Raw genomic sequence first — 18,687 nt, forward strand, 5'->3', positions numbered from 1 at the left:
GTCAGTTTCAGCGCGATGGCTGTTTAGCGCAGGCGCGGGTTCAGGGCATCGCGCAGCCAGTCGCCCAGCAGGTTCACGCTCAGCGAAATCAACACCAGCATCAGGCCGGGAAACACCGTGATCCACCACTCGCCGGAAAACAGGTAGTCGTTGCCGATGCGGATCAGGGTGCCCAGCGACGGCGACGTGGGCGGCGCGCCTACGCCCAGAAAGGACAGGGTGGCTTCGGTGATGATGGCCGTGGCCACCTGGATGGTCGCCAGCACCAGCACCGGCCCCATCACATTCGGCAACACGTGGCGGCGCATGATGCGCATCGGTGTCACACCGGTCACACGTGCTGCCTGCACGTACTCCTTGTTGCGTTCGACCAGCGTCGAGCCACGCACCGTTCTGGCGTACTGCACCCATCCGGTAAGCGTGATCGATATGATCAGCACCCCCAGCGCCAGGGAGTCCTGCGCATTGGGAAACAGGGCCCGCCCCACCCCGGCAATCAACAGAGCCACCAGAATGGCCGGAAAAGACAGCATCACGTCACACAGGCGCATCAGGGCGGAGTCAATCCAGCCGCCATAAAAACCGGCCAGCAAACCCATGCCCACGCCGAACACGACCGACAGGATCACCGAGGCAAAACCCACCGCCAGGGAAACGCGGGCACCGTACATCAGGGCCGAGAGGATGTCCCGCCCCTGGTCATCGGTGCCCAGCAGGTACTTGCTCGAGCCCTCGGCCGACCAGGCCGGTGGCAGCCGGGCATCGCTCAGCTCGAGCGTCGTCAGGTCAAACGGGTTGTGCGGCGCCACAAAGCCCGCAAACACCGAACAGAAGATGCAGATGAGGGCGACTGCAGCCGCAGCCATCGCCACCGGAGAGGTGCGAAAGCTGTAGCCAATGTCGCCATCCCACCATCGGAATAGCGCGCTTTTCATCAACCCTTGTTACTTGTTGACTTTGACGTACTTCCAGGGCATCCCGTTGTCGGGCCACTGAACCATTTCAATGTTCTTTTTGGCAGCCCAGTTGAGCGCCTGCTGGTGCAGCGGCAGATGGCCCACCTCGTCCTGATGGATCTTCAGCGCTTCGTGGATCATCTCGTTGCGCTTCTTGTCATCGGTCTCGGAAGCCACCAGGTTGGTCAGCTGGTCAATCCTGGCATTGCTGTAGGCACCCAGATTGAACTGGCCGCGGCCACCCTCACCTGGCGTGGATAGGATGGGGTAAAGCACGTTGTGGGCGTCCACCGTGCTCGGCGTCCAGCCCAGCATGTAGAAGCTGGTGTCACGGCGCAAGATCTTCGGAAAGTAGGTGCCCTTGGTTTCGGCTTCCAGATTGATCTTGACCCCGATGCGCGACAGATTTGCGGCCACGGCCTGGCAGATTTCACCGTCGTTGACATAACGGTCGTTCGGGCAGTTCATCTTCAACTCGAACCCTGCCCCATAACCGGCGTCAGCCATCAGCTTCTTGGCGGCTTCCACGTCAAACGGCAGGCGTTTGGCGAGGTCGGGGGCGTAACCCTTGATCTCGGGTGCCAGCAGTGTGGCCACCGGCGTGGCCGCACCGCGCATCACACGGTTCTTGATGGCTTCGATGTCGATGGCCTGGTAGAAAGCCTGGCGGACGCGCTTGTCCTTGAACGGGTTTTTGCCCTTGACGCTGGAAAACTGCAGTTCGTCGCGCTTCTGGTCCATGCCGAGGAAAATGATGCGCAGCTCGGGGCCTTGCAGCACCTTGAGCTCGGCATTGGCCTTGATGCGGGCCACGTCCTGCACCGGCACCGGCTCCATCACGTCAATTTCGCCGGACAGAAGTGCCGCGACGCGGGTGCTGTTGTTGCCGATGACGTTGAAGACCACTTCGTCCACATTGCCGTCGATCTTGCCCCAGTAGCTGCCGTTGCGGATAAAGGTGGTGCGGACATTGGGCTGGCGCTCACGCACGCGGAAGGGGCCGGTGCCGTTGGCACGGAAAGACGCGGCGTTTTCAATGCCTTTGCGGCGGTCCACTGGCTTGGTGGCCTGGTTCGTTTCGCACCACTTCTTGCTCATGATGTGCCACTGCGTGAACAGCTCGGGCAGGATCGGAAAGGGGTTGTTCAGCACGAAGTCGATCGTGTGATCGTTGATCTTCTTGATTTCCTTGATCTGGCCGACATAACTCTTCATGTCGGAGCCGTCACCCTTGGCGCGTTCATAGCTGAAGATCACATCGTCCGCGGTGAACGGCGAGCCGTCATGGAACTGCACGCCCTTGCGCAGATTGAAGCGCCAGACCGTCGGCGAGGTCTGCTTCCAGTCGGTTGCCAGCGAGGGGGCCAGCTTGTAGCTGCGATCGCGCGTGACCAGCGGTTCGTACACATTGCCCACCACCGTCAGTTGCAGCGATTCGTTGAGCGAATGCGGATCCAGCGAGAGGGCATCACCCTGGTTTCCGACCCGCAGGGTCACTGCGGACGCTACAAAAGTTGTAGCTGCCAGCGCTGTACCCACAAGGGCAAAAGCGGCTTTTTTCGTGAAATTCATGGGACTCTCCTGTTGAACAAAAAAATAATCAGCGCGGCACGGACAAAGGCATGGATTGCTCCACCAGCCCGGCATGCAGGGCGGCACCCAGCGGCAGGATGTCGTCGTTGAAATCGTAACGGCTGTTGTGCAGAAAACAGCTGCCGACACCGTTTTCGGCCCCCTGGCCGATGCGCATGTACGCGCCGGGTTTGACCTGCAGCATGAAGGAAAAGTCTTCGGCGCCCATGCTGGGCTCCATGCCGCGCACGACGTGGTCCTCGCCCAGCAAGGTTTCCGCCACATCGGCGGCAAACATGGCTTCATCGAACGCGTTGATGGTGGCCGGATAAATGCGCTCGTAATGCACGGCGGCGGTGGCACCAAAGCCGAGCGCGACTGCGGTGCAGAGTTCGTTGAGACGACGCTCTATCAGGTCCTGCACGTCCGGGTTGAAGGTGCGGACCGTGCCCACCAGGGTGGCCTTGCCCGGCACCACGCTGAAGGCGCCCATGTCGCCGGCGTGCATTGCGCACAGGCTGATCACGGCGCTGTCAATCGGCTTGACGTTGCGCGAGACAATGCTTTGCACCGCCGTGATGATGTGCCCCGCCACCAGCACCGGGTCGACCGTCATGTAGGCGTGGGCGCCATGCCCGCCGCGGCCGGTGATGTCGATGGTGATGCGGTCAGCGGCTGCCATCATGGGCCCCGGGTTGATGCCCACCGTGCCCGGCTTCATGGACGGCCAGTTGTGCATGCCGTAAACCGCCTGCACCGGAAACCGGTCAAACAGGCCGTCTTCAATCATGACCCGCGCGCCGGCAAAGCCCTCTTCGCCGGGCTGAAAAATCAGCACGGCCGTCCCGTCAAAATTGCGCGTGGCCGCCAGGTAACGGGCTGCGCCCACCAGCATGGCAACATGCCCGTCATGGCCGCAACCGTGCATCATGCCGGTCCGCGAGGATTTCCAGGCAAAGTCGTTGTGTTCCGTCATCGGCAACGCGTCCATGTCGGCACGCAGGCCGATCATTTTTCCGCTGTCACTCTGCTGGCCCTTGATGACGGCCACCAGCCCGGTCTTGCCGATGCCGGTATGCACCTCGTCCACGCCACAGCGCTGCAGCGCTTCCTTCACGCGGGCGCTGGTGTAGACCTCTTCGAAGCCGAGCTCCGGATGGGCATGCAGGTCGCGGCGAAAGGCCGTGATTTCGGGATGGAACTCGCTGATTTGCGCGAAGGCGCGGCCGTTGGCCTTGAGCACCGGAGCAGGCCGGGGCGACAACATCAGTGCCCCCCCGCCGAACCCACGCGCAAACGTGGGTCCACCACAAAATACAGCAGGTCAACCACCAGGTTGATCACGACAAAAATCAGTGCAATCAGACACAGGTAGGCGGCCATCACGGGGATGTCGGCAAAAGTCACCGCCTGGATGAAGAGCAGGCCCATGCCCGGCCACTGGAAAACGGTTTCAGTGATGATCGCAAAAGCGATCAGTCCGCCCAGCTGCAGGCCGGTGATGGTCATGACAGGCACCAGGGTGTTTTTGAGCGCGTGCCCAAAATGGATGGCGCGGTTGGACAGGCCACGTGCGCGCGCAAACTTGATGTAGTCGGTGCGCAGCACCTCCAGCATTTCGGCGCGGACCAGCCGCATGATCAGCGTAAGCTGGAAGATCGCCAGCGTCACGGCCGGAAGCACGATATGGTGCCAGCCCTTGGCAGTCAACAGGCCGCTGCTCCACCAGCCCATCTGCACCACGTTACCGCGCCCGAAACTGGGAAACCAGCCGAGGCCTACGGAGAAAGCCAGGATCAGCAGGATCCCGATCAGGAAGGTCGGAAGCGACACGCCCACCAGCGACACCGTCATGAGCAGCTGGCTCAGAAAAGTTCCGCGGCGCAGGGCCGCATAAACACCCATCGGTACACCAATCACCAGGGCCATGACGGCGGCCACCAGAGCCAGCTCCAGCGTGGCCGGAAAACGCTCCGCAATCAGGCGTGAGACCTTGGCCCCCTGACGCAGGCTGAGACCAAACTCGCCCTGCACGGCATTGACCAGAAAGTGGCCGAACTGCACGAAAAAGGGCTTGTCCAGCCCCAGATCGGCGCGCAGCTGCGCAATCTGGTCAGGCTGCGCATCCTGCCCAAGCAGAAACACCACCGGGTCGCCAACATACTGGAACAGCATGAATGCAATAAAAGCCACAGCGACCATCACGATCACAGCCTGGAGCAGGCGACGGAGAATAAATGCAAACATTCGGGGGTATGGTTTTGAGCGAGAGCCCATGCTAGCAGAGCAAGCACTGTGCCGACACCGGGATTTCCTTTAGGCCTAAAGAAAAGAACTACAAAAAAGGGCCCCGAAAAGCCCTCTTGGATTACACGCTCAGTTGACCTTGATCAGTCGCCAGTCGAGCCGGTTGTCGGCGCGGTGCACGACATCAATGTTCTTCTTCATCGCCCACGGAATGATCTGGTTGTGCAGCGGAATATGCGAAACCGTGTCGTTCGACAGCTGCAAGGCCTCGGTCAGCAGGCGGTTACGCACCGGCAAATCGGTCTCCACCTTCACACGGTCCACGATGTAGTCCATGCGCGGGTTGCTGTAGCGGCCAACGTTGTAGTTGCCATCACCGCCGGCGCCCACGCTGCGGACCAGCGACTGCAGGCTGTAAAAAAAGCGGGTGAAGTTGCATGGTTTTCCCCTGGAAAGTAAGCACCAGATATACAACCTGCTCCTCAGGACAAAGCAAGGGATTTCCCCTGAACGGGACCCCCTGAAACCTGCGCGAGGGCCAAGGCGATGCGCCCGGGGTGCACGCCCGTCAGACGCTTGCAACTCTCAGGCCAGGCAATCAGCTAGTGCGCGTGCGCAACCTTGTCGAGCGTGACCGGCCCGTACCAGGCGGAGGTATTCGAACGCGTGTTGTCACTGTCGGTCATGATGCCTATGCCCACCAGCGCGCCCGGCGCTTCGCCGAAAGTCATTTCATAGTCCGCGCGAATATCGCGCTCGTAGTCGACCCACTGGCGCAGCTTGCCGGCGCCGGATTCGACGACAAGCTTGCGTATCCTGTCGGTACGCGGATTGACAATCACCGTGCCCGGCGGGCGGGTGTTGCACCACACGTACATCAACGTTGCATAAGGCAACTCCTCGCCGGTCAACGCGCGTGCCAGTTCGGACAACATGGCATTCTTGCTGGAGAACTTGCTGCGGTCGCCTTCAAACACCAGCACCACGCGTACCGGTGAATCATCAGCGTCGCGCAGCGCCATGTCGGCTTGCGCAATCAGCTCAGGCACTTTCCAGGAAAAGCGCACGCTGGCCAGATCATCTGGCTCCACGCGCAGCGCCTGGCGCACCATGCTCGCAGAAGAGCTGGAAGTTGCAGCCATCGCCTCGCGCCCGTCCTTGCGCTCATAACGAAAGTGGCTCGGTTTCTTGCCCGGAAAAGGGTAGTGCCGCCAACCTGGCGTGACCCGGTCACCGGTGGACGCAGTCACCCAAGGGGTGGCGCTGAGCCGTGCGGGATCAGCCGGGGTAGCCGGCGGCATGAAAGATGCACAGCCCACAAGCTGCAGCAAGGCCAAGAACATCACGCCACCACCCGACCTACCCCACCGTTGCGCCCGGTCAACCTGCGTCATCAGCATCTCCCCCAAAGTGGCACGCTTTTACATTTTCCATGAAAAAAGCCGCCCGAAGGCGGCTTTTTAAACTCTCTTGATTGAAGCTGGCACAAGACCAGCCATCAATTAGAAGGAGTGCTTGATACCGAAGTCGTAACCGGTCGAACGTGCGTTCGCTGCAGTCACGGCGCCGTTCAGAGCCTGGGAAGCACCACCGCTGTTGGTCACGCGAGCGATCGTGGTGTACAGAGCCGTACGCTTGGACAGGTTGTGCACATAACCCAGAGCCCATTTTTTGGACTTAGGCGTGGTCGCAGCGTCGGTTTTGTAGGTGGAGTAGGCCACACGGATCTGGCCGGCACCCATTGGGACCAAAGCACCGATCAAAGCGCCCTTGCCCGTCACATTGGTGGGGACAGAGTCAACTTTGTCACGGGTCACCAAAGCCATGGCTTGGGCGACACCGAAGTCATACGAACCGCCAATGTTGGTGGACTGGATCTTGCCCGTGGTGGCGGTCGCAGCGTACTTGGTGCTGGACGTTGCCAGAGCCACGTTGATCGGGCCGTTGGCGAAGCCGAGGCGGATGGCAGAACCGGTGCCGTCTTTTTCAGTCGCCACGCCGGTTTTGTTGTTCTCACCGAGGTAGTGCTGGAACTGGCCGTAGAAGCCGCCCAGATTGCCTGGCAGGAAGTAGCCAACGCTGTTGGAAGCGCGAACGCTGACTGGCCCACCAAGGCTGGAAACGTTGGCCTGGGAGCCGCCCACGCCAACCGTACCGAACGGATCAAACACGGTCTGATTCCAGAACTGTGGCGTGTAGTCACGGCCCAGACGCAGTTCACCCAGGCCGCTGGACAGGCTGACCGTCGAACGACGGTTGAAGGTCAGGCCGCTGCCCACGGAAGCGCCATTAGCCTGGTTGTTGGTGTTCGTGGCTTGAAAGGTGCCATTGTCGGCGTTTATGCCGGCTTCCAGCCAGAAGCTGGCAGACATGCCACCGCCGAGGTCTTCCGTACCACGGAAGCCCAGACGGCTGGTGTTGTAACCACCGCTCGTCAGTTGGCTCTTGCTGGAAGAACCAACGCCGGAACCGGAGCCGTGAGCGTAGTTCACGTCAACAACGCCGAACAGGGTCACGGAAGACTGGGCCGAAGCCACGCCGGCAGCAGCCAGGATAGCCAAAGCGACTAGGGATTTTTTCATTGCGAGTTTCTCCAAGGTTAAACATAGGGCTCCAGGATTTTGGATCCCCGGGCCAACCTCCATTTAGGAAGTTGTATGTATTGCACCAGAGGCTGAGAGCTTTCGCAAAGGAATTGGCGCGATAAATTCAATTTCGTTGCACCCCTGCAACAAACGCAAAAACCGCTTGCGCGGCATTTATTCGTCTTTCAAAAGCTGGCTGGCGTCGATACTCATGTACTACAATTTGTACTACATTTACAAAAATCATCTGGACAAAAAGATAGCCGCGTTCGATAACTTTCCGGCCCACCATTCCCAATGACATTCCAGCTGATTTCGCTGCGCGACGCCAACCAGAATTTTTCGAGGCTCATTGCCGCGGTTGAACGTGGCGAGGCCTTCTGCATCACCCGGCGTGGACAGGAAGTGGCGCGGCTGACCCCCTCGCCCACGCCTGCGCCTCAGGGGAGGTTGTCTGGCATACAAGACCGGTTGCCGGCCGAAATAGCCGCACCGGACGCATCCCTCGGGGAACGTGTCCGCCAGCTTGAGGTCCGACTGGATAAACTTTCATCTGCACTTCCGCCCACTGACAAGCGATAAATACCATCATGGATGCCCTGCTCACTTCCGCCGACAGCGCCCTGCGCACCCTGTTTGCCAAACCCCGTGCCAGCCGGACATGCCCGACCGTGCCCGCACAGGACACCGAACTGAGCGTCGCGGACAAGGCGCTGGCCGGCGCACTGATGCGGGTCAACCATGTCGGCGAGGTCTGCGCGCAGGCGCTCTACGCCTCGCAGGCCCTGAGCACACGCAATCCCGTTTTGCGCCAGCAGTTCCTTGACGCCAGCAAGGAAGAAGGCGACCACCTGGCCTGGACGCGTGAGCGGCTCGATGAACTCGGCGCCCGCCCTTCCTTGCTCAACCCGCTGTGGTACGCCGGGGCTTTCGGGCTGGGCCTGCTGGCGGGCCGTCTCGGCGACCGGGTCAGCCTGGGTTTTGTGGTGGAGACAGAGCGGCAGGTCGAAACACATCTGGCCAGCCACCTGGAACGCCTGCCGGAAGGCGACCACGCCTCGCGCGCCATCGTGGCGCAGATGAAGGACGACGAGGCGCGTCACGCACAGGAAGCGCAAAGTGCCGGAGCGTTGATGCTTCCCGCGCCCGTCAAGGCGCTGATGCGGGCATCGGCCAAAATCATGACGACAACCGCGCACTACGTCTAGGAACCTGTTTTGCGCTGTGACAACCCTTCGACAAGCTCAGGGCGAACGGGCTTGTAGCGCTTCAATGAGCAGCGATGCCTCGCAGTCGCTATATTTTCAATAGCTAATCACGCTTTCCCCACAAGGGCTGTAACCCCATTCACTCTAAAAATCAGGCTTCGATCAATTCAAAACTGGTGGTGATGTCAGCCGTTTTTCCGAGCATGATGGTGGCCGAGCAGTATTTGTCATGGCTCATGGCAATCGCGCGTTCCACCGCGCTGGCCGCGATGCCGCGTCCCGTCACGACAAAATGCATGTGGATTTTCGTGAACACCTTGGGGTCGGTTTCGGCCCGTTCGGATGTCAGCCTGACCGTGCAGCCGCGCACATCGTGGCGGCCGCGTTTGAGGATCAGCACCACGTCATAGGCCGTGCAGCCGCCGGTGCCGGCGAGAACGGTTTCCATCGGGCGCGGCGCCAGGTTGGCGCCGCCGTTTTCCGGCTTGGCGGCGTCGGGCGCGCCATCCATCACCAGCGTGTGGCCGCTACCGGTGGTTGCCAGAAAACTCATGGCCGAGCCAGAAGTTGTTGTTGTCCCCGTGGCGGTGTGGAGGCCGGTCCAGCTCACTGTGCATTCCATGAAATACCATCCTCAAAAGTCAGAAATAGTTGTCAAAAGTAGCTGCGAGTGTTTATTTTTCACAACAAAACATTGTTGCAGTGCAACATGCCTCCGCTATACTGAAATCATCGCATGAAGACAGTTTTTTTCATGCAATGGTTGTCTCCTCCATCCCTGAAAGGGTGGATTTACAGGCCCAGACCGCAAGGTCTGGGCCTTTTTTCTTGCCTACTATGATGTCGGGTTGCGAGAAAACACATGCCCACCCCCCCCAAACCCGCTCCCCGCCGTTCACCCGGCACCCCTCGGCCCTCCTCCGCCGGGGCGCTCACGCCCGCTGACTACCTGAAAAAAATCCTGACCGCACGCGTGTATGACGTGGCGGTGGAGTCCGCCCTGGAGCCGGCGAAAAACCTCAGCCGCCGGGTGCACAACACCGTGCTGCTCAAGCGCGAAGACCAGCAGCCGGTGTTCAGCTTCAAGCTGCGCGGCGCCTACAACAAGATGGCGCACCTGAGCCCCGCCCAGCTCAAAAAAGGCGTCATCTGCGCCTCGGCCGGCAACCATGCGCAGGGCGTGGCACTCGGCGCGCACAAGCTGGGCGCACGCGCGATGATCGTGATGCCGGTGACCACGCCGCAGGTCAAGGTCGATGCCGTCAGGGCGCTCGGCGGCGAGGTGATCCTGCACGGCGACAGCTACTCGGACGCCCACCTGCATGCCGTCACGCTGGAGAAAAAAAACGGCCTGACCTTTGTGCACCCGTTCGACGACCCGGACGTGATTGCCGGCCAGGGCACGATCGCCATGGAAATCCTGCGCCAGATCCAGACCATCGGCAAAGGCTCGCTCGACGCGGTGTTTGTGGCCATCGGCGGCGGCGGGCTGATTTCCGGCGTCGCCAACTACATCAAGGCCGTGCGTCCCGAGGTCAGGATCATCGGCGTGCAGATGAACGATTCCAACGCGATGGCCCAATCGGTCGGCGCCGGCAAACGTGTCACGCTGCCCGACGTCGGCCTGTTCGCCGACGGCACGGCCGTCAAGCTGGTGGGCGAGGAAACCTTCCGCATCAGCCGCGAACTGGTCGATGAATTCATCACGGTGGACACCGATGCCGTGTGTGCCGCGATCAAGGACGTCTTCATCGACACGCGCAGCATTGTTGAGCCCTCGGGCGCCATGAGTGTGGCCGCTATCAAGCAGTACGTGGCTACCCACAAGACCAAAGGCGAGACCTACGCGGCCATCCTGTGCGGCGCCAACATGAATTTCGACCGCCTGCGTTTTGTCGCCGAGCGTGCCGAGGTCGGCGAGGAACGCGAGGCGCTGTTCGCGGTGACGATTCCCGAGGAGCGCGGCAGCTTCCGGCGCTTTTGCGAACTGATTGGCGAGCTGCCGGGCGGCCCGCGCAGCGTGACCGAGTTCAACTACCGCATCAGCGACGCCAGTCAGGCCCATGTGTTTGTCGGCCTGACCACCCACGGCAAGGGCGAGAGCACAAAAATCGCCGGCAACTTCAGCAAACACGGATTCAAGTCGCTGGACCTGACCCATGACGACCTTGCCAAGGAACACATCCGCCACATGGTGGGCGGGCACACCGCGCTGTCCAAAAACGAACGCCTGCTGCGTTTTGTATTTCCCGAGCGGCCGGGGGCATTGATGAAGTTCCTCGGCGCCATGAAACCGGGCTGGAACATCTCCCTGTTCCACTACCGCAACCAGGGCGCGGACTATGGCCGCATCCTGGTCGGCCTGCAGGTCCCCAAGGCCGACAACAAGGCTTTCAAGGCCTTTCTCGACACCCTGGGCTACCCGCATGTGGAAGAGACCGACAACCCGGTCTACCGGCTGTTTCTGCAAAGCTGACAGGCCTGGCCATGACTGCGGCAGGCGCATCCGCTCCCTCCAATTCATCATGCCCCCGTTGCGGTGCCGCTTTTCGCTGCGGCATGGTGGGAGGGGACACGGAATGCTGGTGCGTCAAGCTGCCTCACATCATGCCGGTGCCGTCCACCCCATCATCCACAACCGGCACGGCGGGAGCCTCCTGCTTTTGCCCCGCCTGCCTCCAGAAAATCACCGATGACCGACCACAAGACATTTTTCCTGCCCGCGATTGAACCGACCGCCAACGCCGCGCTGGCCGCCCGGCTACAGCACAAGATCGACCAGAAAACCAAGCCGCTGGGCGCGCTCGGCCAGCTCGAAGCCCTGGCGCTGCAGCTCGGCCTGATCCAGCGCAGCGAGGCCATCACGTTCCAGTCGCCGCAAATGGTGGTGTTTGCCGCCGACCACGGCATTGCCAGCGAGGGCGTATCGGCCTTTCCGCAGGCCGTGACGCTGCAGATGGTGGGCAACATGCTGGCCGGCGGCGCCGCGATCAATGTGTTTGCGCGCCAGCACGGTTTTGCCCTGCAGGTGGTGGACGCCGGCGTGGCCGCCGACCTGGCCGACCACCCGCAGCTGCAGCAGCGAAAAATTGCCCCGGGCACCAACAACATGTGCGAGGGTCCCGCCATGTCGCTCGCGCAGGCCCACGCCGCGTTGCAGGCCGGCATGGATGTCATGCAGGGCCTGTCCGGCAACGTCGTGGCCTTTGGCGAGATGGGCATTGCCAACACCTCGCCCGCCGCCCTGCTGCTGGCCCGGCTGGCCGGCCTGCCGATCGGCGACGTGGTCGGGCGCGGCACCGGCCTGGACGATGCGCAGCTGGCCCACAAACAGGCGGTGCTCACGCGCGCCCTGGCCCGCCACGCCGATGTGCATGAGCCGCTGGCCGTGCTGGCGGCGCTGGGCGGTTTCGAAGTCGCCATGATGGCCGGCGCCATGCTGCAGGCGGCCAGCGAGCGCCGCGTGGTGCTGGTCGACGGCTTTATCGCCGGTGCCGCCGCGCTGGTGGCGCGCGCCCTCGTGCCGCAGGTGCAGGACTACCTGGTGTTTTGCCACCGCTCGGCCGAGCGCGGCCACCACCTGCTGCTGGCCCACCTGAAGGCTGTGCCGCTGCTCAACCTGGACATGCGCCTGGGCGAAGGCACGGGCGCGCTGCTCGCCTGGCCACTGCTGCAATCGGCAGCGCTGTTCATGGCAGAGATGGCGAGTTTTGATTCGGCCGGGGTCAGCGGGAAGAGTTAGACATGCTCCAGTTCATTCGCCACTACCTGCTGGCCGTCCAGTTTTTCACCCGCATTCCGGTCACCGGCGCGCTGGCGGCGTGGACCGGCTACAGCCCGGCCATGCTGCGCGCCAGTGCCGCGCATTTCCCCGGCATCGGCTGGCTGGTCGGCGCCGTGGCGGCCGGCGTGTACAGCCTGCTGATGGCGCTGCTGCCACCCACCGACTTCGCACCGCTGGTGGCCGCCGTCCTGTCCACGGTGGCAACGGTGCTGCTGACCGGCGGCTTTCACGAAGACGGGCTGGCCGACGTGACGGACGGGCTGGGTGGCAGTTACGACCGGGACCGCGCCCTGGAGATCATGAAGGACTCACGCGTCGGCGCTTTCGGCGCGATGGCGCTGGTGCTCGCACTGCTGGCCAAGGTGGCGCTGGTGGCGCTGCTCGGCTCGGTCGAAAGCGCCCTGTCCGGCATGGAAGAAGCTCCCGACCTGCCCCTGGACGGCTGGCTGGTCGCCGCGGCCCTGTTTGCCGCGCATGTGGTCTCGCGCACCCTGCCGCTGCTGCTGATCCGCGTGCTGCCGCATGTCGGCGATGCCGCGGGCTCCAAGTCCAAACCCCTGGCCGACCAGATCACGCTGGCCAGCGTGGCGGTGGCGTTTGTATGGTCATTTTCGGCCCTGGCCCTTGCCAGTTATGCGCTTTCAGCTATGACTTTGATAGTGGCCTGCAGCTTCTCCGTGCTCGGCCTGCTGTGGATGGGCCGCCTGTTCTCGCGCCGCCTGCAGGGTTTCACCGGCGACTGCCTGGGCGCCACGCAGCAGGTCTGCGAGATCGCTTTTTACCTCGGCCTGGCGATCGCCTTGTAGTCAGCTTGGCAGGCATTTTTCCCGTTCGCCCTGAGCCAGTCGAAGGGCCCTGCGTCGAGCTCAGGACAGGCTTCGACAAGCTCAGCCCGAACGGTGTAACGGCATGACCCTCTGGCTGGTGCGCCACGCGCAGGTCCTGCTGGCGCCGGGCACCTGTTACGGCGCGCTGGATGTGGCGGCGGACCGGGAGGCGACGGAGCAAAGCGCTGCCTCCCTGGCCGACGTGCTTCCCGCTGGCGCGCAGATCAGCACCTCGCCGCTACAAAGATGTGAGCAACTTGCGCAGGCGCTGATTGGGCTGCGGCCGGATTTGACCTTTCAAACCGACGCCCGGCTGCAGGAGATGAACTTCGGTGCCTGGGAAGGCCGGCGCTGGAGCGACATCATGCGCAGCGACTTCGACGCCTGGATGGCCGACTTTGCCGGCCACGCCGTCGGCGGCCACGGCGAAAGCGTGCGCGCCGTGATGGCGCGCGTGGCCCAGGTTTTCGACGAACTGCCGGCCGGGCCGGACACCGTCTGGATCACCCACGCCGGCATCATCCGCGCCGCGCAGCTGCTGGCCTGCGGCGTGCGCGAGGTCACGCGGGCCGACCAGTGGCCGCTTGAGAGCGTGGCCTGCGGACAATGGCGCACACTTGAGCTATCGTTGACTCCACCCCCGCAGTAAACAGGTAAACCCATGGCAGCAACTCTGGACGGACAACTGGTGGTCGCGATTTCATCGCGCGCGCTGTTTGATTTCGAGGAAGAAAACCGGGTGTTCGAGGACGGCCTGGGCCAGCCGCCCGCGCCCGGCACCAAGCGTGACGCCGCCTACATGCAGCTGCAGCTGGACCGGCTCGACGTGCCGGCCAAACCCGGCGTGGCTTTTTCGCTGGTCAAAAAGCTGCTGGCTTTCAACGACGCGCCCGACAGCCTGGACGACGCCTCGCCTTCGGCCAAGCTGGCACAACGCGTCGAAGTGGTGATCCTCTCGCGCAACGACCCGGTCTCCGGCATGCGTGTGTTCCGCTCGGCCCAGCATTACGGCCTGGCCATCCAGCGCGGCACCTTCAACCGTGGCGAGCCGCCGTGGCGCTACCTCAAACCCCTGCATGCCAACCTGTTTTTGTCGACCCACCTCAGCGATGTGCGCGAGGCGCTGGCGGCCGGCGTGCCGGCCGCGCAGGTCTATCCGCAGTCGGCCCATGCCAGCGACCAGCACCCCCATGAAGTGCGCATCGCATTCGACGGCGACGCGGTGATTTTTTCCGACGAGGCCGAACGTGTGTTCCAGGCGCAGGGCCTGTCGGCCTTCCAGGCGCATGAACGCGACAAGGCCACGCAGCCGCTGCTGGCCGGGCCTTTCAAGCCGCTGCTCGAAGCGCTGCACCGCCTGCAGCAGGTCGGCACCTCGCGCATGCGCATACGCACGGCGCTGGTCACGGCGCGCAGCGCGCCGGCGCACGAGCGCGCAATCCGCACACTGATGGACTGGAACATCGAGGTTGACGAAGCCATGTTCCTCGGCGGACTGGCCAAGGGCGAGTTTTTGCGCGAGTTCGAGCCCGACTTTTTCTTCGACGACCAGACCGGCCATGTCGATTCAGCCTCGCAGCATGTGCCTTCCGGCCATGTGGTCAGCGGCGTGTCCAACCAGCTGTCGTGAGACCGCATTGCCAAAGGTTTGTCATTGCGGACTTGATCCGCAATCCATGCCTGCAGACTGACAGGCCGGTAGTTCATGCGGCATGGATCCCGGGTCACGCCCGGGATGACAGATAAAGCCTAACGCCCCACAAACTTCGCCGGCCGCTTTTCCACAAACGAACGCACACCTTCAGCCGCGTCTTCGCTGCGCGACAGGCCTTGCTGCACCGCGATGAAGTCCTGCATGGCCAGCACCGGGCCGTGTTCCACCGCCTTGAGTGCATTTTTTCGCGTGGCCACCACCGCCAGCGGCGCTTGGGCGGCAATGGCCTCGGCAATCTGCAATGCCTCGTCCAGGACCTGACCGGCGGGCACCACCTTCTGCACGAAGTTCAGCCGCAGAGCTTCGGCACTGCCAAACTCGTCGCCGGTCAACAGGTGCAGCAGCGCATTGCCCAGGCCGGCACGTTCGGCCATGCGCAGCGTGGCGCCGCCGGTGGCCATGATGCCGCGCTTGACCTCGAGCTGTGAAAACCGGCAGTCGTCTGCGGCCACCACAATGTCGGCCGCCAGCATCAGCTCGATGCCCAGGGTGTAGGTGATGCCCTGCACAGCGACCACCATGGGTTTGCTGCGGCGCCGGTACCCTTCCATGCCCAGGTCCAGCGGATCGACCAGGCCCAGCGGCACGGCTTTTTCGCCGCGCTGCATCAGCGGCGCAATCGTCGGCAGGTCCAGCCCGGCGGTGAAGTGATCGCCCAGCGCATGCAGCACGCCCACGCGCAAGGCGGGGTCGTCATCGAGGCGGGTGTATGCCTGGCCCAGCTCGCGAAACATCTTCGGCGTGAAGCCGTTGCGCTTGGCCGGGCGGTTGATGGCGATCAGCAGCAAGGGGCCGCGCACGGCGCAATCTATGCTGCCTTCGGGGGAAGGGGGCGTGGAGGTGTTCATGCCGGCATCCTAGCGAATTCCCGCGCTACGGCCATTCACTCGTGCGACAGGCGGCACTACACTGGCTTCCATTTCCGCACCCAAGGATGACTCCCATGCCCCTGACGCCCCTGGTCCCCGCCGTGCACGGCAAGTTAGCCGCCTTCAAGGATTTCTGCCGCAAGGCCTGGGCGCTGACACGGCCCTACTTCGAATCCGAGGACAAATGGAAGGCGCGCGGGCTGCTGGTCGCCATCGTGCTGCTCAACCTCGGCGCGGTGTACATGCTGGTGCTGATCAATGAGTGGAACCGGGTGTTCTACGACGCGCTGCAGGACAAGAACCAGCCGGTGTTCTGGGAGCAGCTCGGGCGCTTCACCTACCTGGCCTTTGCCTTCATCATCATCGCGGTCTATCGCTTTTACCTGACGCAGCTGCTGGAGATACGCTGGCGCGCCTGGATGACGGCCCACTACCTGCAGCGCTGGCTGGCCGACCATGCCTTCTACCGGATGGAGCTGGCCCGTTATGCGAGTCATGGCGCGAATGGCAATGGCGGCAATGGCACGGCCGCACCGGACAACCCCGACCAGCGCATCCAGGAAGACCTGAACCTGTTCACCACCTACACCATCTCCCTGAGCATGGGCCTGCTCAACGCCGTGGTGACGCTGCTGAGTTTTGTCGGCATCCTGTGGAGCCTGTCGGGGCCGTTTGGCTTCACGCTGGGCGGCACCAGCTTCAACATTCCCGGCTTCATGGTCTGGATGGCGGTGCTGTACTGCGCCGCCGGCAGCATCATCACGCACTACATCGGCCGGCCGCAGATCCGGCTCAACTTCCTGCAGCAGCGTTACGAGGCCGACTTCCGCCACCACCTGGTGCGGGTGCGCGAATACAGCGAATCGATTGCGCTCGACAAGGGCGAGGCGGTCGAGCGCGTGCACCTGGAAGGCCGTTTTTCCACCGTGCTGGGCAACTACCTGACCTTGATCAAGAAACAGAAAAACCTGATCTGGTTCACCAATTTCTTCGGCCAGGCCGCCGTGGTGTTTCCCTTTGTGGTGGCCGCCCCGCGCTTTTTCAGCGGTGCCATCCAGCTCGGCCAGTTGATGCAGATCTCGTCGGCCTTCGGCCGTGTGCAGGACTCGCTGAGCTGGTTTGTCGACAACTACAGCAGCCTGGCCGCCTGGCGCGCCACAACCGACCGTCTCACCAGTTTTGAAGAGAGTTTTACGGCCCTGGCCCAGGCGCGGCAAGCGCAGACAGCTATGAATTCAGTAGCAACCGACGAATCCGCCACCAGCCTGGACACGCAGGACCTGACCTTGGCGCTGCCCACCGGAGCGGTGTTGCTGGAAGGTGTTTCGCTGCATGCCGAAGCCGGCGAGAACGTGTTGATCAAGGGCCCGTCGGGCAGCGGCAAATCGACGCTGTTTCGCGCGCTGGCCGGCATCTGGCCCTTCAGCCGCGGCTCTACCCGTCTGCCGGCCAACACCATGTTCATTCCTCAGCGCCCCTACTTCCCGAACGGCAGCCTGCGCGACGCGCTGGCCTACCCGCAGCCGGCCGCGAGCTACAGCGACGCACAACTGCGGCAGGCGCTGGAAGACGCGCTGCTGCCGAAGTTGATGCACCGGCTGGACGATGAAGACGCCTGGAGCCAGAAACTCTCTGGCGGGGAGCAGCAGCGCCTGGCGATTGCCCGCGTGCTGCTGAAAAAGCCGGCCTGGCTGTTTGCCGACGAAGCCACCAGCGCGCTCGACGAGGACGCCGAAAAAACACTGTATGAACGGCTGCTGGCCCAAACCAGGCAAGCGGGAGGCGCTATTGTTTCCATAGCGCACCGCCCCACGGTCGCCGCGTTTCACGGCAAGCGCTGGGAACTGGAGAAACAACCCGAAGGCGCGACAGCGCTGTACCAGCTCAAGGAGACATCCGCATGATCGCCGCCACACCGCCAGCCCCCTACTACGCCGTGATCTTCACCTCCCTGCGCACCGAAGTGGACGCAGGCTACGGCGCCATGGCCGAACACATGGTCGAACTGGCCGCGCAGCAGCCGGGTTTTCTGGGCGTGGAATCGGCGCGGGAAGGTGTCGGCATCACCGTCAGTTACTGGGAGAGCCTGGAGGCCATACGGGCCTGGAAGACCAACGCCGAGCATTTGGTGGCGCAAAAGACGGGGCGCAGTGACTGGTACCGCCGGTACAAGACGCGCATCGCCCGCGTTGAACGCGACTACGGCTTCGACAGCGCGGCCGCATAGGCCGCATAACCCCGCAGGCGCAGCTCGCAGGCCGGGCACTGGCCGCAGCCATAACCCCAGGCATGGCGGTGCTCCCGGTCGCCGAGGTAGCAGGTGTGGGTGTGTTCGATGATGAGTTGCACCAGCGCCTGGCCGCCCAGCGCCTCGGCCAGCGCCCAGGTGGCCGCCTTGTCGATCCACATCAGCGGCGTCTCGATCAGGAAACGTTTGTCCATGCCCAGCGACAAGGCGAGTTGCATGGCTTTCATGGTGTCGTCGCGGCAGTCGGGGTAGCCTGAAAAATCGGTCTCGCAGACCCCGGTGACCAGTACCTGCAGGTCGCGCCGATAGGCCAGCGCCGCCGCCAGTGTCAGGAACAGCAGGTTGCGCCCCGGCACAAAGGTGTTGGGCAGGCCCGAACTCTCCATCTTGAAAGCCGTGTCGCGTGTCAGTGAGGTCTCGCTGACCTGCCCCAGCACGGCAAGGTCGAGAAAATGATCCTCGCCAAGCCTGGACGCCCACTGCGGAAACTGCGCCCTGATCTCGCGCAGCACCACCAGGCGCGCCTGCAGCTCCACGCTATGGCGCTGGCCGTAGTCGAAACCCACGGTTTCCACACGCTCGTATTTCGACAGCGCCTGTGCCAGGCAGGTGGTGGAGTCCTGCCCACCGGAGAACAGGACGAGGGCGGTGGTGTGCATGGGGAAAAGTCGGTGCGT

General features: G+C 63.0%; 19 protein-coding genes and 1 pseudogene. 10 read left to right on the top strand and 10 right to left on the bottom strand.

Annotated features, from left to right (window positions below; genetic code table 11):
- Positions 1–23: 23 nt before the first annotated feature.
- The 7 genes and pseudogenes from B7X65_RS10770 to B7X65_RS10800 form a co-directional block, all read right to left on the bottom strand.
- Positions 24–935 (bottom strand): ABC transporter permease, encoded by a 912-nt coding sequence (locus B7X65_RS10770; protein ID WP_293594298.1) that lies wholly within the window; start codon positions 933–935, stop codon positions 24–26.
- Between the two features lie 9 nt (positions 936–944).
- The gene (locus tag B7X65_RS10775) at positions 945–2,528 is read right to left on the bottom strand and encodes an ABC transporter substrate-binding protein (RefSeq protein WP_293594299.1); all 1,584 of its coding nucleotides are present in this window, start codon (positions 2,526–2,528) and stop codon (positions 945–947) included.
- Positions 2,529–2,556: 28 nt separating this feature from the next.
- Positions 2,557–3,795: a M20 aminoacylase family protein gene (locus B7X65_RS10780; protein WP_096698400.1), complete on the bottom strand. Its 1,239-nt coding sequence runs from the start codon at positions 3,793–3,795 to the stop codon at positions 2,557–2,559.
- Positions 3,795–4,775: an ABC transporter permease gene (locus tag B7X65_RS10785; RefSeq protein ID WP_293594300.1), complete on the bottom strand. Its 981-nt coding sequence runs from the start codon at positions 4,773–4,775 to the stop codon at positions 3,795–3,797. Before B7X65_RS10785 ends, B7X65_RS10780 begins: the two co-directional genes overlap by 1 nt.
- A 129-nt stretch (positions 4,776–4,904) precedes the next feature.
- Positions 4,905–5,192: pseudogene (locus tag B7X65_RS10790) on the bottom strand (ABC transporter substrate-binding protein); the annotation flags it as partial.
- 185 nt (positions 5,193–5,377) lie between these two features.
- Positions 5,378–6,076, bottom strand: a complete 699-nt coding sequence (locus B7X65_RS10795) for a DUF3047 domain-containing protein (RefSeq protein ID WP_293594301.1) — start codon at positions 6,074–6,076, stop codon at positions 5,378–5,380.
- A 201-nt stretch (positions 6,077–6,277) separates the two neighbouring features.
- A complete protein-coding gene (locus tag B7X65_RS10800) occupies positions 6,278–7,357 on the bottom strand; it encodes a porin (RefSeq protein WP_293594302.1) in 1,080 nt (359 codons plus the stop codon).
- Between the two features lie 300 nt (positions 7,358–7,657).
- Here B7X65_RS10800 and B7X65_RS23895 point away from each other — a divergent pair, with 300 nt between their 5' ends.
- Together B7X65_RS23895 and coq7 are read left to right on the top strand one after the other, a co-directional pair.
- Positions 7,658–7,942 carry a type II toxin-antitoxin system prevent-host-death family antitoxin gene (locus B7X65_RS23895; RefSeq protein ID WP_363104028.1) on the top strand — a complete coding sequence of 95 codons (285 nt, stop codon included), beginning with the start codon at positions 7,658–7,660 and terminating at the stop codon, positions 7,940–7,942.
- Positions 7,939–8,568: a 2-polyprenyl-3-methyl-6-methoxy-1,4-benzoquinone monooxygenase gene (gene coq7 / locus B7X65_RS10805; protein WP_293594462.1), complete on the top strand. Its 630-nt coding sequence runs from the start codon at positions 7,939–7,941 to the stop codon at positions 8,566–8,568. The genes B7X65_RS23895 and coq7 overlap by 4 nt, the downstream gene beginning before the upstream one ends.
- Before the next feature lie 151 nt (positions 8,569–8,719).
- Here coq7 and B7X65_RS10810 read toward each other — a convergent pair whose 3' ends face one another.
- Positions 8,720–9,190 carry an OsmC family protein gene (locus tag B7X65_RS10810; protein ID WP_293594303.1) on the bottom strand — a complete coding sequence of 157 codons (471 nt, stop codon included), beginning with the start codon at positions 9,188–9,190 and terminating at the stop codon, positions 8,720–8,722.
- 240 nt (positions 9,191–9,430) lie between these two features.
- Here B7X65_RS10810 and ilvA point away from each other — a divergent pair, with 240 nt between their 5' ends.
- The 6 genes from ilvA to B7X65_RS10840 all read left to right on the top strand — a co-directional run bounded on the left by ilvA (position 9,431) and on the right by B7X65_RS10840 (position 14,809).
- A complete protein-coding gene (ilvA, locus tag B7X65_RS10815; protein ID WP_293594304.1) occupies positions 9,431–11,044 on the top strand; it encodes a threonine ammonia-lyase, biosynthetic in 1,614 nt (537 codons plus the stop codon).
- Between the two features lie 11 nt (positions 11,045–11,055).
- The gene (locus B7X65_RS10820) at positions 11,056–11,298 is read left to right on the top strand and encodes a cysteine-rich CWC family protein (RefSeq protein ID WP_293594305.1); all 243 of its coding nucleotides are present in this window, start codon (positions 11,056–11,058) and stop codon (positions 11,296–11,298) included.
- Entirely contained in the window at positions 11,261–12,310 is a 1,050-nt protein-coding gene (gene cobT, locus B7X65_RS10825; RefSeq protein WP_293594306.1) for a nicotinate-nucleotide--dimethylbenzimidazole phosphoribosyltransferase, read from the top strand. The genes B7X65_RS10820 and cobT overlap by 38 nt, the downstream gene beginning before the upstream one ends.
- Before the next feature lie 2 nt (positions 12,311–12,312).
- Entirely contained in the window at positions 12,313–13,158 is an 846-nt protein-coding gene (locus B7X65_RS10830; RefSeq protein ID WP_293594307.1) for an adenosylcobinamide-GDP ribazoletransferase, read from the top strand.
- Positions 13,159–13,261: 103 nt separating this feature from the next.
- Positions 13,262–13,828 (top strand): histidine phosphatase family protein, encoded by a 567-nt coding sequence (locus tag B7X65_RS10835; protein ID WP_293594308.1) that lies wholly within the window; start codon positions 13,262–13,264, stop codon positions 13,826–13,828.
- Positions 13,829–13,840: 12 nt separating this feature from the next.
- Positions 13,841–14,809, top strand: coding sequence for a 5'-nucleotidase (locus B7X65_RS10840; protein WP_293594309.1), 969 nt, complete (start codon positions 13,841–13,843; stop codon positions 14,807–14,809).
- Positions 14,810–14,928: 119 nt separating this feature from the next.
- Here B7X65_RS10840 and B7X65_RS10845 read toward each other — a convergent pair whose 3' ends face one another.
- Positions 14,929–15,741 (bottom strand): crotonase/enoyl-CoA hydratase family protein, encoded by an 813-nt coding sequence (locus B7X65_RS10845; protein WP_293594310.1) that lies wholly within the window; start codon positions 15,739–15,741, stop codon positions 14,929–14,931.
- 95 nt (positions 15,742–15,836) lie between these two features.
- On the opposite strand from B7X65_RS10845, the gene B7X65_RS10850 reads away from it, so the two are divergent.
- Together B7X65_RS10850 and B7X65_RS10855 are read left to right on the top strand one after the other, a co-directional pair.
- On the top strand, positions 15,837–17,666 hold the full coding sequence (locus tag B7X65_RS10850; protein ID WP_293594311.1) for an ABC transporter ATP-binding protein/permease: 1,830 nt from the start codon (positions 15,837–15,839) through the stop codon (positions 17,664–17,666).
- Positions 17,663–17,989, top strand: coding sequence for an antibiotic biosynthesis monooxygenase (locus B7X65_RS10855; protein WP_293594312.1), 327 nt, complete (start codon positions 17,663–17,665; stop codon positions 17,987–17,989). Before B7X65_RS10850 ends, B7X65_RS10855 begins: the two co-directional genes overlap by 4 nt.
- Here B7X65_RS10855 and queC read toward each other — a convergent pair.
- Positions 17,962–18,669 (bottom strand): 7-cyano-7-deazaguanine synthase QueC, encoded by a 708-nt coding sequence (gene queC / locus B7X65_RS10860; RefSeq protein WP_293594313.1) that lies wholly within the window; start codon positions 18,667–18,669, stop codon positions 17,962–17,964. The genes B7X65_RS10855 and queC overlap by 28 nt on opposite strands.
- Positions 18,670–18,687 lie beyond the last annotated feature (18 nt).

Source organism: Polaromonas sp. 39-63-25 (assembly GCF_002278925.1).
Classification (GTDB): Bacteria; Pseudomonadota; Gammaproteobacteria; order Burkholderiales; family Burkholderiaceae_C; genus Polaromonas.

Coding starts and splice junctions, on each gene's coding strand:
- ilvA (WP_293594304.1), top strand. CDS start 9,431: ATGCCCACCCCCCCCAAACCCGCTCCCCGCCGTTCACCCGGCACCCCT.
- B7X65_RS10770 (WP_293594298.1), bottom strand. CDS start 935: ATGAAAAGCGCGCTATTCCGATGGTGGGATGGCGACATTGGCTACAGC.
- B7X65_RS10820 (WP_293594305.1), top strand. CDS start 11,056: ATGACTGCGGCAGGCGCATCCGCTCCCTCCAATTCATCATGCCCCCGT.
- B7X65_RS10780 (WP_096698400.1), bottom strand. CDS start 3,795: ATGTTGTCGCCCCGGCCTGCTCCGGTGCTCAAGGCCAACGGCCGCGCC.
- B7X65_RS10775 (WP_293594299.1), bottom strand. CDS start 2,528: ATGAATTTCACGAAAAAAGCCGCTTTTGCCCTTGTGGGTACAGCGCTG.
- B7X65_RS10835 (WP_293594308.1), top strand. CDS start 13,262: ATGACCCTCTGGCTGGTGCGCCACGCGCAGGTCCTGCTGGCGCCGGGC.
- B7X65_RS10785 (WP_293594300.1), bottom strand. CDS start 4,775: ATGTTTGCATTTATTCTCCGTCGCCTGCTCCAGGCTGTGATCGTGATG.
- B7X65_RS10845 (WP_293594310.1), bottom strand. CDS start 15,741: ATGAACACCTCCACGCCCCCTTCCCCCGAAGGCAGCATAGATTGCGCC.
- B7X65_RS10810 (WP_293594303.1), bottom strand. CDS start 9,190: ATGGAATGCACAGTGAGCTGGACCGGCCTCCACACCGCCACGGGGACA.
- queC (WP_293594313.1), bottom strand. CDS start 18,669: ATGCACACCACCGCCCTCGTCCTGTTCTCCGGTGGGCAGGACTCCACC.
- B7X65_RS10795 (WP_293594301.1), bottom strand. CDS start 6,076: ATGCCGCCGGCTACCCCGGCTGATCCCGCACGGCTCAGCGCCACCCCT.
- B7X65_RS10855 (WP_293594312.1), top strand. CDS start 17,663: ATGATCGCCGCCACACCGCCAGCCCCCTACTACGCCGTGATCTTCACC.
- cobT (WP_293594306.1), top strand. CDS start 11,261: ATGACCGACCACAAGACATTTTTCCTGCCCGCGATTGAACCGACCGCC.
- B7X65_RS10850 (WP_293594311.1), top strand. CDS start 15,837: ATGCCCCTGACGCCCCTGGTCCCCGCCGTGCACGGCAAGTTAGCCGCC.
- B7X65_RS23895 (WP_363104028.1), top strand. CDS start 7,658: ATGACATTCCAGCTGATTTCGCTGCGCGACGCCAACCAGAATTTTTCG.
- B7X65_RS10800 (WP_293594302.1), bottom strand. CDS start 7,357: ATGAAAAAATCCCTAGTCGCTTTGGCTATCCTGGCTGCTGCCGGCGTG.
- B7X65_RS10830 (WP_293594307.1), top strand. CDS start 12,313: ATGCTCCAGTTCATTCGCCACTACCTGCTGGCCGTCCAGTTTTTCACC.
- B7X65_RS10840 (WP_293594309.1), top strand. CDS start 13,841: ATGGCAGCAACTCTGGACGGACAACTGGTGGTCGCGATTTCATCGCGC.